This window comes from Hymenobacter psychrophilus, assembly GCF_900107135.1.
In the GTDB taxonomy this organism is placed as follows: domain Bacteria; phylum Bacteroidota; class Bacteroidia; order Cytophagales; family Hymenobacteraceae; genus Hymenobacter; species Hymenobacter psychrophilus.
In genome coordinates this window covers 1-12,612 of record NZ_FNOV01000008.1, presented here as the reverse complement: position 1 = coordinate 12,612, position 12,612 = coordinate 1, and the positions used below count along the sequence as shown (strand labels likewise).

Here is a 12,612-nt window from a genome sequence, read left to right as displayed (position 1 = left end):
GGTTTATTCCAACGTATCTTCGAATTTGAAATTGACTTTTACCGCGACCCAATCTCTCCTTCGGGGGCGGGCTACCGGTAAACCGCTCCTTTGCTTTCGCCCGATGACGCTTCGCTTTTCGCTTCTTCCGATTATGGTTTGGGTTGGCCTGCTGCTGACGCCGGTGCTGGCCCTGGCCCAGGGCACGGTGGTGCTGACGGGCAAAGTCAGTGGGCGGCCTAGTAGCGACACGGTAGCCGTATCGGTGCGTGAAAACCCGCTGGAAGCGCATGAGCAAATTACCTACGCCCGCCTCGACAGTAAGGGCGAGTTTCGGCTGGCGCTGGCGTTGCAGGGCCCCACCCGGGCCGAGCTGGTGTACGACGACGATGTGACGGAACTGTTTCTGGAGCCGGGCAACCAGCTCGATGTGCGCTTCAAAAGCACCGACCTGGCAGGCACGGTACGTTACAAGGGCCGCGGGTCTGAGGCCAATGCATTCCTGGCCGAGATGGAAGAAAAATTCGTGGAAAACGAAGGCTTCCAGGTGCTGCCCGACAACATTATGTTCTATGAAACGCCTTTTCTGGAATTTCTGGAGTACCGCCGCAAAGAGGAGCTCAAGTTTCTGGAAAACAACGCCGATGGTTTCAGCCAGGCTTTCAAAGACTTCGTGCGGGCCCGTATTACGTACAGCTACGCCAACGACCGGCTCACGTTCCAAGACCTGCGCGAGCAGGTGGTAGCTACCGAGGGCCGGCTGAAAATGTCGCCTACTTACTACGATTTCCTCAAAGACAAAAGCCTGATTGAAAACCCCTCAGCCAGCCAGAACGGCTTGTACCAGGAGTTTTTACTTAACTATATCCACTACCTGGCCACAAGCAGCGGCAAGCAGCGTAACGACCCCGATTTCTACCAGGTATGCTACGAGTTGGCTGGCCAGCGGCTGAGCGGCCCCATCAAACCCATCGTAATGGGTCGCATCCTGAAGGAGTCGTTTCGTTTCGGACACATCAAGCAGTCGGCGACTATGCTCAACGACTACCGGACCGTGGACAGAACCAATCAGTACTACCCCCTGCTGATGGCTGATTACGAGTTGCACAAGGCCTTCGCTATTGGAGCGCCGGCCCCCGATTTTCGGCTGATTTCGACCAACGGCGACACTACCAGCCTGCGGCAGTTCGCGGGCAAGCTGGTATACCTCAACTTCTGGCGCACCACCAGCGGCCTGGCCCTGCGCGATTTGCCCTACGCCGCCGACCTGGCCAAGCGTTTCGAGGGCAAGAATATCGTGTTTTTGAACGTGGCCCTTGATGAGAACGAGGGCGCCTGGAAGCAACTGGTAGTCAGCAAGAAGCTGCCGGGCATGCATGTGCGGGCCGGTGGGGGGCTGCGCTCGGCCGTGGCTCGCTCCTACGGCGTGCAGGATGTGCCCACGTACTTTTTGCTGGCCGAAGACGGCACTTTCCTCAACACCCGTCCCAAGCGCCTGAGCAGCCGCGCCGCCGTCGACGAAATCAAGGAGTCGTTTGGCAAGGCCAATACCTACAGCAGCACACTGGAGAAGAAATAGTTTCTTAGCATCGAGTACCGAGAAGTGAGCGGGGAGACGTTCGTGCTGGCATCCTACCTAATTAGGGCCATCAGCACGAACGTCTCCCCGCTCACTTCTCGGTACTCAATTCAACTCCCTATCTTCCCGCATGTTCTTTCGCCGTCCTGCGCCCGCTGCTACCGAGCCGCCGACTGATGCGGCGCTGCTGGCGCGCTACCGCGCCCAGGGTGATGTGCACGATGTGGGGATGCTGTACGAGCGGCACATGACGGCGGTGCTGGCCGTAGCCCGCCGCTACCTGCGCGACGAGGCCGATGCCCAGGATGCGGTGATGCAGCTGTTTGAGCAGCTGGTGCAGAAGCTACGCCGACACGAAGTGGACAACTTTCCGGCCTGGCTGCACGCCACGGCCCGCAACCACTGCCTGATGCAGCTGCGGGCCCGGCAGCGGGCTGGCCCCGCAGCCGGCGGGGCGCTGGTAGTGCACTTTCCCGATGCTGCCGGTATGGAATCGGCCGCCGCCCGGCATCAGGGAGCTAGCGCCGCCGAGGAGGCCGCCGAAGCCGAGGAGCACGAGCAGCAGCTGCAGCGCCTCGAAAGCACCCTCGCCGAGCTGCCCCCCGACCAGCGCCAGTGCCTGGAGTTGTTTTACCTCGAAAAGAAAAGCTACCGCGAAGTGGCCGACCTCACCGGCCTCGACCTGAAAGCCGTAAAAAGCCACCTCCAGAACGGTAAACGCAACCTGCGCCGCCACCTGCAAGCCAGCCACCCCAATGCCTCGTCCTGACGACTTCACGCCTGCCCTACCCTCTGCCCGGCACCTGCCGACGGAGCTGCTGTGCCGGTACGTGGCCGGCGAGCTGAGCGCGGCCCAGGAGCACGCCGTGGAAGCCCACACCCTGGAATGCGAACAGTGCGCCGAGGTGCTGGAGGGCCTGGAAATGCAGCCCGCCCCCGTTACCGATGCCAGTCTGGCTGAGCTGCGCCAGCGCCTGCACGCCCGGGTAGCCGAGCTAGCCACTGAAAACACGCCCGCGCCGCCCGTAGTGCCCGTGTGGTGGCGGCCGCTGGCGGCGGCGGCCGTGCTGCTGCTCATGCTCGGCGCGGTAGCCTGGCTGGTGCTGCGGCCCGTGGCCCAGCCTGAGTTGGCCGCTCGTACGGTTCCGGCCGCTTCAAAGGTCCGGCCGGCCGACAACCCGGTGGCCGACCTCGACGGGGCCGGCGCAACCGCTGAAAGGCCCGGGGCTGCCGCGTCGTCTTCTGACTTATCGGGCACAGTAGCTGCTGCTCCCCGCCAGCAGCCAGTTAAACCGGCATATCCGGCGCCACTGCTACGGAGCAGTTCTGGGGCAGAAGGCGCACGGCTGATAGCGGCAGAAGTGGCAGCTGATGAGGTTCCAGAAACACCAGCCGCCGCGGCGCCGGCCGTGGCGGCCACTACTGCTGAGGTAGTGGCCGCTTCTGGAAACTCCGCCGCTACCGCCAAGGCCGCCGCTCCAGCGGCCGATTATGCCAGCAACAGCCGACGTACTGCCGAGCCGGGCGAAACGGCCCGAGCCCTACGGGCAGTGGCCCCGGCCGCCGCACTTAGAACGCCCAACGTTGGCCGCACGGTGCAGGGCCGCATTGTAGATTTGACTGGCCAGCCAGTGCCCGGTGCCCTCATTACAATTGCCGGCGAGCCAAATGGGGTAAGCACAGACCTCGAGGGTTATTTTTCGCGGAAAACAGGTACTGGCACCTCTCTACTTTACATCAGCGCAGCAGGCTACAAATCTCAGGTGCATACCCTGCAACCCTCCGACTCGACCCTAACCCTGGCACTGGCCCCCGACACCAAGCACCTCAGCGAAGCGGCGATGGTGCGCCGCGAAGCGCCCCCAGGTCTGCCCAGCCTGGGGCCACTGCCGACCGGAGGCTACCCGGCCTTCCAGCAGTACCTGCGCGACAGCCTGGACTACCCCGCAGTAGCCCGCGACAAACGCCTCGAAGGGTATGTGCGCCTCCAGTTTGTGGTGGGCGTAGATGGCAAGCTGACCGATATCAGAGTGGTAAGCAAACTCTCGCCCGAGTGCGACGAGGAGGCCATCCGGCTACTAAAGGAAGGACCGGCTTGGTTTTCGGGCGTTCAGAACAACCGCCGTACTGCCCGCAAGGTCGAGCTGAAAGTGCCGTTTTTTTTGGAGAATAGATAAGCAGCGAAGCAAAGAGAAAAAGGCAAAGCCATTGAACCTCATCAACTATTGAGGTTCAATGGCTTTGCCTTTTTCTCTTTGCTTCGTAAAGCTACCCGCTGTAGCCGCCGCCGCTTTCGGGGGCGGTAGCGCTGCCGCCGGCCTTGTCGGGCGCGGGCAGGTCAGACTCGGTTTTCACTTGCACGTTGCTGTAATCGGGGGTGCCGTTGCCCTCGGTAGGCACTGGCGTTTCTTCGCCCTCGGTACTGGCGTTGCCATCACCGGGGCGGGGGGCGGGGGCCTCTTTGTTTTCGGTGTGCGGTGGTGTAATGGCCGAGGGCTGGCTGGTAGTGGGCTGAGTGCCGGGCGTGGCCAGGGCGTCCGATTCGTCTTCGAAAGTCTTTTTCATGGGATGGATGGGCTGATAGATAAACATGGAAAGGCCGGGGCCGAAGCGGCTCCGCACCCGGTACTTCTACGGGCGCGGGCCGCAGATGGTCGGCTCTTTTTTGCACCCGCGCCGCGGCCGCGGCCGGCCGCTTTGGGCGGCTCACGCCGGGCTGCGTACTTTTGCCGCAGGGCTTCCCCTTCATCTATTACCATTCTACTGCTGATTATGACCCAGTTCCGCCAGGAAAAAGACACGATGGGCACCGTGCAGGTGCCGGCCGACGCCTACTACGGCGCCCAGACCCAGCGCAGCATCGACAACTTCCAGATTGCCCAGGACATCAACCGGATGCCCAAGGAGATTATCCGGGCCTTCGCCTACCTCAAGAAAGCCGCCGCCCTCACCAACCAGGAAGCCGGCGTGCTCGACGCCGACAAGGCCGCCCTGATTGGCCGCGCGGCCGATGAAATCCTGGAAGGCAAGCTCGACGACCAGTTCCCGCTGGTGGTGTGGCAGACTGGCTCGGGCACCCAGAGCAATATGAACGTGAACGAGGTAATTGCCTACCGCGGCCACGTGCTGCAAGGCGGCAGCCTCACCGACGAGAAGAAGGTGCTGGCCCCCAACGACGACGTCAACAAGAGCCAGAGCAGCAACGACACCTTTCCGACGGCCATGCACATTGCGGCCTACAAAATGCTGATGGAGCTCACCATCCCCGGTATCGAGAAGCTGCGCGATACGCTGAAATCCAAGAGCGAGGAGTTCATGCACATTGTCAAAATCGGCCGCACCCACCTCATGGATGCCACGCCACTGACCGTAGGCCAGGAGTTTTCGGGCTACGTGAGCCAGCTCGACCACGGCCTGCGCGCCATCCGGAACACGCTGGCCCACCTGAGCGAGCTGGCCCTGGGCGGCACGGCCGTCGGCACGGGCATCAACACGCCCGCCGGCTACTCCGAAAACGTGGCCCGCCACATTGCCCAGCTTACCGGCCTGCCCTTCATCACGGCCGAAAACAAGTTTGAGGCCCTGGCCGCCCACGACGCCATTGTGGAAGCCCACGGCGCGTTGAAAACGGTAGCCGCTTCGCTGATGAAAATCGGCAACGACATCCGTTTGCTGGCTTCGGGCCCGCGCGCCGGCATCGGCGAGCTGCACATTCCCGACAACGAGCCCGGCTCCAGCATCATGCCCGGCAAGGTGAACCCCACGCAGTGCGAGGCCCTGACGATGGTAGCCGCCCAGGTAATGGGCAACGATGTGGCCATCAACATCGGCGGCATGAACGGCCACTTCGAGCTGAACGTGTTCAAGCCAATGATGATTTACAACTTCCTGCACTCGGCCCGCCTGATTGGCGACGCCTGCGTGAGCTTCAACGACAAGTGCGCCGTGGGCATCGAGCCCATCAAGGCCAACATCAAGAAGCACGTCGACAGCAGCCTGATGCTGGTAACAGCCCTCAACCCGCACATCGGCTACTACAAAGCCGCCGAAATTGCCCAGACCGCCCACAAAAACGACTCAACCCTGAAGGAAACCGCCATCCAGCTCGGCTACATCACGGCCGAAGATTTTGATGCTTGGATGAAACCCGAAGAAATGGTGGGCATGTAGGTTTTAGCGGCCTGCTGAAGAACATAGGGCGGTACTCCGCACGCAATGGCGTTTCGGCTATCCAATCGTAAGCCGCTGCCCCGCCCGGGGTGGCGGCTTACTTTTTTTCCGGGCATCTTTACTAATATCCGTAAATTGATTCTGCTATGAATTTCTCTCAGAACATCATCCTTGAAAACGAGCGGGCCCAGTTGCGGCCCCTGACCACGGCCGACTACGAAGCCCTGCTGCCCGTGGCCGCCGACCCCGCGCTGTGGGCCTATACCCTCACCCGCGCCGACGACACCATTGGGCTGGCCGCCTACATTGCCCAGGCTTTGGATGGCCGCGAGCAGGGCCAGCGCTACCCTTTTCTCATCATCGATAAGCAAACCGGGCTGGCGGCCGGCAGCACCAGCTTCTATAACATAAGTGCCGAGGAGGCGCGTGTCAGCATCGGCTACACTTGGCTGGGCACCGAGTTTCAGCGCACCGGCCTCAACCGGGCCTGCAAGTACCTGCTGCTGCGCTACGCCTTCGAGGAGCTGGGCTGCGAGCGGGTGGAGCTGGAAACCGATGCCCGCAACACCAAGTCGCGGGAGGCGATGCGGCGGCTGGGCGCTACCGAGGAAGGTACGCTGCGCAGCCACCGCTACACCCAGGGCGGCATCCGGCGCGACACGGTGATTTTCAGCGTCATCCGCGCCGACTGGAACGAGCTGCGGGCCCGCGTGTTCCGCCAGACCGATGACGACCGAATCTAAGCTGCCTCCGCCAGCTGGCCCCCGCCCTACCCTGCTGCGCCGCCGCGCCGCCAGCTTCGGCCACGCGGTGCGGGGTGTGGGGGCGGCCCTGCGCACCGAGGTGCACCTGCGGCTTCATGCCGCCGCCGCGGCCGCGGTGCTGGGGCTGGGGCTGTACTGCGGGCTCCAACGCTGGGAGTGGGTGGCCGTGGCCCTGAGTGTGGGCGCGGTGTGGTGCGCCGAGTTGCTAAACACGGCCATTGAAGCGGTGGTCGATCTGGTGTCGCCGGAGTACCACCCGCTGGCGGGCCGCGCCAAAGACGTGGCCGCCGGGGCCGTGCTGGCAATGGCCCTGGCCGCGCTGGCGGTGGGCGGGCTGGTGTTCGGACCATATTTTTTTGGAAGCTAGGAGTTAGAAGGCAGGAGCCAGAAGCAGTCGTACAGGCCGGGCCGGCCAACGAACTACAGCGGGGCTTCGTACCATGGGCGGGGTGCGTTGCGGCTTTCCGGCAGTTGCTGGTGAAGGCTGCTTTTCCGCTACCCTCCTGCTCGTATGCAAAATTCTTTCCTTCTGACGGCCGTTCTGGCGGCAGCTTTGTTCAGCACCACCACCTCCTGCCAGCGCGGCGTGGCCGTTACTACCCCCACCGATCCGCCGCAGTCGGGCAATGCCAACGGCGTATCAACGCCCGCACCTACCAGCGCCAACACCATCGAGCCCACTCCCAATCCCGAGCCGGCTTTCAGCACCGCTAAGCGCCCGGCCTGGCTGGAGGAAAAGATCCGTGTACATTTTCAGGCCAAGAAGGCCAACCCGCCCATCCACATCTACAGCTACAAGTACAACGGGGCCACCGTGTATTTCGAAACGGTTGGCTGTTGCGACCAGTTCAGCAACCTCTACGCCGCCGACGGCAAGCTGCTCTGCCACCCCGATGGGGGCCTCACCGGCCGCGGCGACGGTCAGTGCGCTGATTTCACCGAAAAACGAACCGAAGAAAAGCTTATCTGGGAAGACCCTCGGTAGTTTTTTTAATAGAAGTGAGATGCGGGACAGGGGAAGTAAGATGACGTAGTTTTGTGTCGTCCCGCAGTTCCTGCTGGCACCTGGGTCTCACTTTTCCTGTCTCACCCCTCCCTTCTATACTATGATAAACACCATTGAGAAGCTCGGCGCTTACAACGTATGGGCCAACGAAACCCTACTCGGCCACCTCGACGGCCTCGTGGCCCAGGGCGCCACGCTGCCCGCCGGCGGGATGCGCATCTACAGCCACGCCCTTAACGCCCAGTCTATCTGGCTGGCTCGCCTTACCAATACGGCCAGCCCCGTGAAGGTGTGGCAGGAGCACGATCTGGCCGGCCTGCACCACTGGCACGAGCAAACATCGGCGCGGTTCCACGAGTACGGCCAGCAGGCCGACGACACCGAGCTGAACCGCCTCATTACCTACACCAATTCGGCGGGCGACGGCTTCACCAGCCAGGTTTCTGATATTCTGACGCACATGCCCATCCACGGCAATTACCACCGTGCGCAGGTAGCCAAGGAGCTGCGCGCCGCCGGCCTGGAGCCCATCAACACCGATTTCATTACCTACTGCCGCGAACTGTCGGCCAAGGCTGCTGCGGCCGACGTACCCAGCTTATAAGTAGCGGCCATACTGGCTGCCAGCTATCGGCTGGCAAACACCAACCCCTTTCGAGTGGCTTTAGGCAGCCAACCGAAGGGGGTTTGCGTTTGTTAGCCTACATCGGCCCCCGCTAGTGCGGTCGGGCAGTCCTCATCCATTCCACTCTCCATGATCAACTCACCTATTCCGGCCCAGCCGCCCGTACTTACCGCCGAACGCCTCGCCGCCGCCCTCTCTTATACCGAGTACCGCCAGCGAATCGACAACCTGATGGCCGTGGGCCAGACGACCGGCGAAAACCAGTCGCCCGAGCTGACGGCCTATGCCAAGCTCAACATCCAGCGGATGGAGCGCCTCGACAAAAAAGCAGAGCTGTCGCCCGAATTGCAGGAGGCCCTGCAGGCCCTGACGCACGATTATGCCTGGGTGGTGATTACTGAAGGCTGGTGCGGCGACGCGGCCCAGATTGTGCCCGTGCTCGAAAAGGTGGCCCAGGCCAGCCAGGGCCGCATCCGCACGCACTATCTGCTGCGCGATGAAAACCTGGACCTGATGGACCATTACCTCACCAACGGCGGCCGCGCCATTCCGAAGCTGCTGGTGCTGCATGCTGACACCCGCACCGAAGTAGCCAACTGGGGCCCGCGCCCCGCCGAAGCCCAGGACCTGTTTCTGGAAACCAAAGCCGCCGGCGCCACCCACGAAGAATTCGCCGAGAAGCTCCACGGCTGGTATGCCCACAATAAAACCCGCGCCATCCAGCAGGAACTCCTGACCCTGGTGTGGGGGCTTTAGGGTAAACTAGTGAGCTGGTGAAATGGGGAGTTGCTGTTTGAGGGGTCTACCGGCGCAGGCTGCGCAATCAGGCCCCTCAAACAGCAACTCCCCATTTCACCAGCTCACTAGTTTACCACTACCGGAGCCGGTCCATGCTGCGCACCAGGCGCTCGTCGCGGCGGATGAAGCGGCTGGCCAGCAGGTTGAGGATCAGGGCCAGCGTGGGCAGGTAGAAGCCGGCCTGGTAGGTGCCGATGAGCTTGATGTTGAGCAGGCCCTCACCCATGTTGGAGTAAATGAAATTGGCTCCGATAGTGCCCACAATCAGCAGGAAGTTGATCATGCCCAGCTTGAGCTGGTTGAAGCGGTGGCGGAACTGAAAGATGGCAAACAGCGCCACGGCGGCCGAAGCTACGGCCAGTGCCGCAATGGGCCAGGTGCTGGTGGCACCAAGAGTACTGCCGCCCGGCGCGGCGCTGGCGAAGCTGAGCGAAAAGGCCGTCAGCAGGGCCGTGCCCTGGCTTGCGGGGTCTACTTTGCTCCAGATAGGCACCACCAATACGCTGAGCATGGACAGGGCCAGCAGCAGCAGAAATACGCTTTGGATTCTTTGTATCATCTTTGTGAATTGACTTTCTGGCTGACTAAAAACGCCCCTGCGGGCCGACAAAAGTAGCCAACTACGACCAGAAAAACCGGATTCTTCCCCATGCCTACCGCCTATATCGTGGACGCCGTCCGCACTCCCATTGGTAAATTCGGCGGGGCGCTCAGCAGCGTCCGCCCCGACGATATGGCCGCCCACGTGCTGCGTGAGCTGCTGCGCCGCAATCCTACGCTCGACCCCAGCGCCATTGAGGACGTGATTTTGGGGGCCGCCAACCAGGCCGGCGAAGACAATCGCAACGTGGCCCGCATGGCCGCGCTGCTGGCGGGCCTGCCCGTTACGGTGCCCGGCACAACCGTCAACCGTCTCTGCGCTTCGGGCCTGCAAAGCATCATGGATGCCTCGCGGGCCATTCGGGCCGGTGAGGGCGACGTGTACCTGGCCGGCGGCACCGAAAGCATGACCCGCGCGCCCTTCGTAATGGCCAAATCGACCATGGCCTTCGACCGCGACTTTACGGCCCACGACACCACGCTGGGCTGGCGCTTTGTCAACCCCAAGCTCTCGAAGCTGCACCACCCCTACGCCATGGGCGAAACGGCCGAAAACGTGGCCCGCCAGTATGGGGTAAGCCGCGCCGACCAGGACCAGTTCGCCTTCGACTCGCAGCGCAAGTACCAGCGGGCCCTCGAAAAAGGCCGTTTCCGCAACGAAATCGTGCCCGTGTTCATTGCCAACCCCAAAGGCCACGCCGCCCTCTTCGACCAGGATGAGCACCCGCGCCTTTCCACGCTCGAAAAGCTGGGCACGCTGCGGCCGGCTTTCCAGGTAGATGGCAGCGTAACGGCCGGCAACTCGGCCGGCATCAACGACGGGGCTGCCGCCCTGCTGCTGGTGAGCGAAACGGCCCTGGAAAAGTACGACCTCAAACCCATGGCCCGGGTAGTGGCCTCGGCCGTAACCGGCGTCGACCCCGCCTACATGGGCATCGGGCCAATATCGGCCACCCGCAAAGTGCTGGAGCGCGCGGGCCTCAACATCGACGATATCGACCTGTTTGAACTCAACGAGGCCTTTGCCGCCCAGGCTCTGGCTTCTATGCGCGAGCTGGGCATCGACCCGGCCAAGGTGAACGTGAACGGCGGCTCTATTGCCATCGGCCACCCACTGGGCGCCAGCGGCACCCGCATTACGGCTACGCTGCTGCACGAGATGCAGCGCCGCGAAAACGTGCGCTATGGTCTGGCTACTATGTGCGTAGGCGTGGGCCAGGGCGCGGCCATCATTTACGAGAAGCTGTAGGCTGGTTTGGGATACTGGATGGAATGCTGCTATTCGATACCCCAAACCTCACCAACTCCGAAACGCATACATGCCCGACCCGCTGCTTAACCCGACGCTGGAGCTGCCCGTGCCCGGGGCACGGCTGCGGCCCTGGACCTTCGCTGATGCGCTGGCCCTGGCCCGCTATGCCAACGACGAACGGGTGGCCCGCCATCTGCGCGACACGTTTCCGTTTCCATATTCGGCCGGCGACGCGGAGTTTTTTCTGTGTCTGGTAGTCGACAGTAACCGCGACTTGTTTCTGGCCATTGAGGTAGATGGCGAGCCGGTGGGCAGCGTGGGCGTACACTTCAAAACTGATGTACGCCGCCGCTCAGCCGAAATTGGCTACTGGCTCACGCCCGCCTGTTGGGGCCGGGGGCTGGCTACGGCTGCTTTGCGCACTACTTCTGCCTACCTGCTGGCCCATTTCGACGTATGCCGGCTCTACGCAGTGGTATTCGCTAATAACCCCGCCTCGGCCCGGGTGCTGGAAAAAGCCGGCTACGAGCTGGAGGGCCGCATGCGCCGTAGCGTGGTCAAGGACAACCAGACCCTGGATTCGCTGCTCTACGCGCTGGTGGTATAGCTGTTTTGAGCTGTTAGCCATTAGCTGACAGCTGTTAGCTTTCCCCTGATAAACAACTTCACAAAAAAGCTAATAGCTAATAGCTTAAGAATAATGCGCTACTTCCTGCACCTGGCCTATGATGGCACCGAGTACCACGGCTGGCAGATTCAGCCGCGCGTGACGACGGTGCAGCAGGAACTGGACCGCTGCCTGAGCCAGGTGCTGCGCCAGCCGGTGTACTGCCTGGGCAGCGGCCGCACCGATTCGGGCGTGCATGCCAGCCACCAGGTGGCGCATTTCGATGCCGACCTGCCCGACACCCTTGATTTAGCCACGCTGCTCTACCGCCTCAACCGGGCGCTGCCCACCGGCATCCGGGGGCAGGTGCTGCACCCGGTGCCGCCCGACGCCCACGCCCGTTTTGCTGCCCGGGCCCGCACCTACGAGTACCACGTGCGCCTCACTCCCGACCCGTTCGCCACTCGTTTCAGCCTCTACCTCGACCGTGCGCCCGACCTGGAAGCCATGAACGAGGCCGCCGCTATGCTGGTAGGCACCCACGATTTCACCAGCTTTTCGAAGGTAAAAGGGGCCGAGAAGCACTACAACTGCACCTGTTTCGAGGCCGGCTGGCACCTGGAGCCGGGCGGGCTGGTGTTCCGCATCCGGGCCAACCGCTTTGTGCGGGGCATGGTGCGGTTGGTAGTGGGTACGCTGCTGAGCGTGGGCCGCGGCAAGTTGAGCCCGGCCGAGTTCGGCGAGATTTTTCGGAGCCTGAGTCGGGTACACGCCAGCGGCGCAGCCCTGGCCGGTGGCCTGTTCCTGTGCCGCGTCGAGTACCCGGCCGATCTAGTGGACGCGGCATTGCTGCCGGTGGGGTTGCCGTATTTTTCAAAAAAGGAGTTAGAGTGTGTGGACAGTCATGTTTAAATTTGCGGGATGCGACGCCACGAACTTACTGAGCGTGAATGGGAACTGATTCAGCCGCACACACTTGGGCAGGCCGGTACGGCAGGCGGCACAGGCCGCAACAACCGCCATTTTGTCAACGCCGTGGTCTACCGGGTGCGCACGGGCTGCGCCTGGCGCGACCTGCCCGAACGGTTTGGCCCTTGGAACACGGTAGCCCGACGCTTTCGCCGCTGGGCGCTGGCTGGGGTCTGGGAGGGCCTGTTCCAGGCGGTGCAGGAGCCGGATTATGCTTGGGTGCTGGTCGACTCGACCACGGTCAAAGCCCACAAAGCCGCCGC

The 12,612-nt window shown here is 62.6% G+C and carries 15 protein-coding genes; 13 read left to right on the top strand and 2 right to left on the bottom strand.

The features are described 5' to 3' along the window. The first annotated feature begins 103 nt into the window (after positions 1 to 103). From BLW21_RS12825 to BLW21_RS12815, 3 genes are all read left to right on the top strand, one after another. Positions 104 to 1,558: a TlpA family protein disulfide reductase gene (locus tag BLW21_RS12825; protein ID WP_092740638.1), complete on the top strand. Its 1,455-nt coding sequence runs from the start codon at positions 104 to 106 to the stop codon at positions 1,556 to 1,558. Between the two features lie 130 nt (positions 1,559 to 1,688). Further along, positions 1,689 to 2,327, top strand: coding sequence for an RNA polymerase sigma factor (locus tag BLW21_RS12820; RefSeq protein ID WP_092740636.1), 639 nt, complete (start codon positions 1,689 to 1,691; stop codon positions 2,325 to 2,327). Then, complete coding sequence (locus BLW21_RS12815) at positions 2,314 to 3,735, top strand: TonB family protein (protein WP_092740634.1); 1,422 nt, start codon at positions 2,314 to 2,316, stop codon at positions 3,733 to 3,735. Before BLW21_RS12820 ends, BLW21_RS12815 begins: the two co-directional genes overlap by 14 nt. 91 nt (positions 3,736 to 3,826) lie before the next feature. Here the strand turns inward: BLW21_RS12815 and BLW21_RS12810 are convergent, their stop codons facing one another. Beyond that, entirely contained in the window at positions 3,827 to 4,123 is a 297-nt protein-coding gene (locus BLW21_RS12810) for a hypothetical protein (protein WP_092740632.1), read from the bottom strand. Positions 4,124 to 4,330: 207 nt separating this feature from the next. Here BLW21_RS12810 and fumC point away from each other — a divergent pair, with 207 nt between their 5' ends. The 6 genes from fumC to BLW21_RS12780 all read left to right on the top strand — a co-directional run bounded on the left by fumC (position 4,331) and on the right by BLW21_RS12780 (position 8,879). Then, a complete protein-coding gene (gene fumC / locus BLW21_RS12805) occupies positions 4,331 to 5,728 on the top strand; it encodes a class II fumarate hydratase (RefSeq protein WP_092740630.1) in 1,398 nt (465 codons plus the stop codon). 146 nt (positions 5,729 to 5,874) lie between these two features. Further along, entirely contained in the window at positions 5,875 to 6,471 is a 597-nt protein-coding gene (locus BLW21_RS12800; protein ID WP_092740628.1) for a GNAT family N-acetyltransferase, read from the top strand. Further along, positions 6,455 to 6,859 (top strand): diacylglycerol kinase, encoded by a 405-nt coding sequence (locus BLW21_RS12795; RefSeq protein WP_092740626.1) that lies wholly within the window; start codon positions 6,455 to 6,457, stop codon positions 6,857 to 6,859. Before BLW21_RS12800 ends, BLW21_RS12795 begins: the two co-directional genes overlap by 17 nt. A gap of 144 nt (positions 6,860 to 7,003) precedes the next feature. Next, a complete protein-coding gene (locus BLW21_RS21860; RefSeq protein ID WP_245711894.1) occupies positions 7,004 to 7,477 on the top strand; it encodes a DUF6970 domain-containing protein in 474 nt (157 codons plus the stop codon). 121 nt (positions 7,478 to 7,598) lie between these two features. Then, positions 7,599 to 8,102: a DinB family protein gene (locus BLW21_RS12785; protein ID WP_092740624.1), complete on the top strand. Its 504-nt coding sequence runs from the start codon at positions 7,599 to 7,601 to the stop codon at positions 8,100 to 8,102. Between the two features lie 150 nt (positions 8,103 to 8,252). Beyond that, positions 8,253 to 8,879 carry a thioredoxin family protein gene (locus BLW21_RS12780; RefSeq protein ID WP_092740622.1) on the top strand — a complete coding sequence of 209 codons (627 nt, stop codon included), beginning with the start codon at positions 8,253 to 8,255 and terminating at the stop codon, positions 8,877 to 8,879. A gap of 118 nt (positions 8,880 to 8,997) precedes the next feature. On the opposite strand, the gene BLW21_RS12775 is transcribed toward BLW21_RS12780, so the two are convergent. Beyond that, complete coding sequence (locus BLW21_RS12775; RefSeq protein WP_092740620.1) at positions 8,998 to 9,480, bottom strand: DUF4293 domain-containing protein; 483 nt, start codon at positions 9,478 to 9,480, stop codon at positions 8,998 to 9,000. A 90-nt stretch (positions 9,481 to 9,570) separates the two neighbouring features. Here BLW21_RS12775 and BLW21_RS12770 point away from each other — a divergent pair, with 90 nt between their 5' ends. The 4 genes from BLW21_RS12770 to BLW21_RS12755 all read left to right on the top strand — a co-directional run. Beyond that, positions 9,571 to 10,770 (top strand): thiolase family protein, encoded by a 1,200-nt coding sequence (locus BLW21_RS12770; RefSeq protein ID WP_092740618.1) that lies wholly within the window; start codon positions 9,571 to 9,573, stop codon positions 10,768 to 10,770. A 70-nt stretch (positions 10,771 to 10,840) separates the two neighbouring features. Next, positions 10,841 to 11,380, top strand: coding sequence for a GNAT family N-acetyltransferase (locus BLW21_RS12765; protein ID WP_092740616.1), 540 nt, complete (start codon positions 10,841 to 10,843; stop codon positions 11,378 to 11,380). 93 nt (positions 11,381 to 11,473) lie between these two features. Beyond that, the gene (gene truA, locus BLW21_RS12760) at positions 11,474 to 12,292 is read left to right on the top strand and encodes a tRNA pseudouridine(38-40) synthase TruA (RefSeq protein WP_092740614.1); all 819 of its coding nucleotides are present in this window, start codon (positions 11,474 to 11,476) and stop codon (positions 12,290 to 12,292) included. 9 nt (positions 12,293 to 12,301) lie between these two features. Continuing rightward, positions 12,302 to 12,612: IS5 family transposase (locus tag BLW21_RS12755; protein WP_139255204.1), on the top strand; the 311-nt coding region annotated here is incomplete at its 3' end.

Excerpts from the sequence above, each read along its gene's own strand:
- fumC (WP_092740630.1), top strand. The coding sequence starts at position 4,331 with ATGACCCAGTTCCGCCAGGAAAAAGACACGATGGGCACCGTGCAGGTG.
- truA (WP_092740614.1), top strand. The coding sequence starts at position 11,474 with ATGCGCTACTTCCTGCACCTGGCCTATGATGGCACCGAGTACCACGGC.
- BLW21_RS12770 (WP_092740618.1), top strand. The coding sequence starts at position 9,571 with ATGCCTACCGCCTATATCGTGGACGCCGTCCGCACTCCCATTGGTAAA.
- BLW21_RS12820 (WP_092740636.1), top strand. The coding sequence starts at position 1,689 with ATGTTCTTTCGCCGTCCTGCGCCCGCTGCTACCGAGCCGCCGACTGAT.
- BLW21_RS21860 (WP_245711894.1), top strand. The coding sequence starts at position 7,004 with ATGCAAAATTCTTTCCTTCTGACGGCCGTTCTGGCGGCAGCTTTGTTC.
- BLW21_RS12800 (WP_092740628.1), top strand. The coding sequence starts at position 5,875 with ATGAATTTCTCTCAGAACATCATCCTTGAAAACGAGCGGGCCCAGTTG.
- BLW21_RS12775 (WP_092740620.1), bottom strand. The coding sequence starts at position 9,480 with ATGATACAAAGAATCCAAAGCGTATTTCTGCTGCTGCTGGCCCTGTCC.
- BLW21_RS12825 (WP_092740638.1), top strand. The coding sequence starts at position 104 with ATGACGCTTCGCTTTTCGCTTCTTCCGATTATGGTTTGGGTTGGCCTG.
- BLW21_RS12815 (WP_092740634.1), top strand. The coding sequence starts at position 2,314 with ATGCCTCGTCCTGACGACTTCACGCCTGCCCTACCCTCTGCCCGGCAC.
- BLW21_RS12810 (WP_092740632.1), bottom strand. The coding sequence starts at position 4,123 with ATGAAAAAGACTTTCGAAGACGAATCGGACGCCCTGGCCACGCCCGGC.
- BLW21_RS12780 (WP_092740622.1), top strand. The coding sequence starts at position 8,253 with ATGATCAACTCACCTATTCCGGCCCAGCCGCCCGTACTTACCGCCGAA.
- BLW21_RS12785 (WP_092740624.1), top strand. The coding sequence starts at position 7,599 with ATGATAAACACCATTGAGAAGCTCGGCGCTTACAACGTATGGGCCAAC.
- BLW21_RS12765 (WP_092740616.1), top strand. The coding sequence starts at position 10,841 with ATGCCCGACCCGCTGCTTAACCCGACGCTGGAGCTGCCCGTGCCCGGG.
- BLW21_RS12795 (WP_092740626.1), top strand. The coding sequence starts at position 6,455 with ATGACGACCGAATCTAAGCTGCCTCCGCCAGCTGGCCCCCGCCCTACC.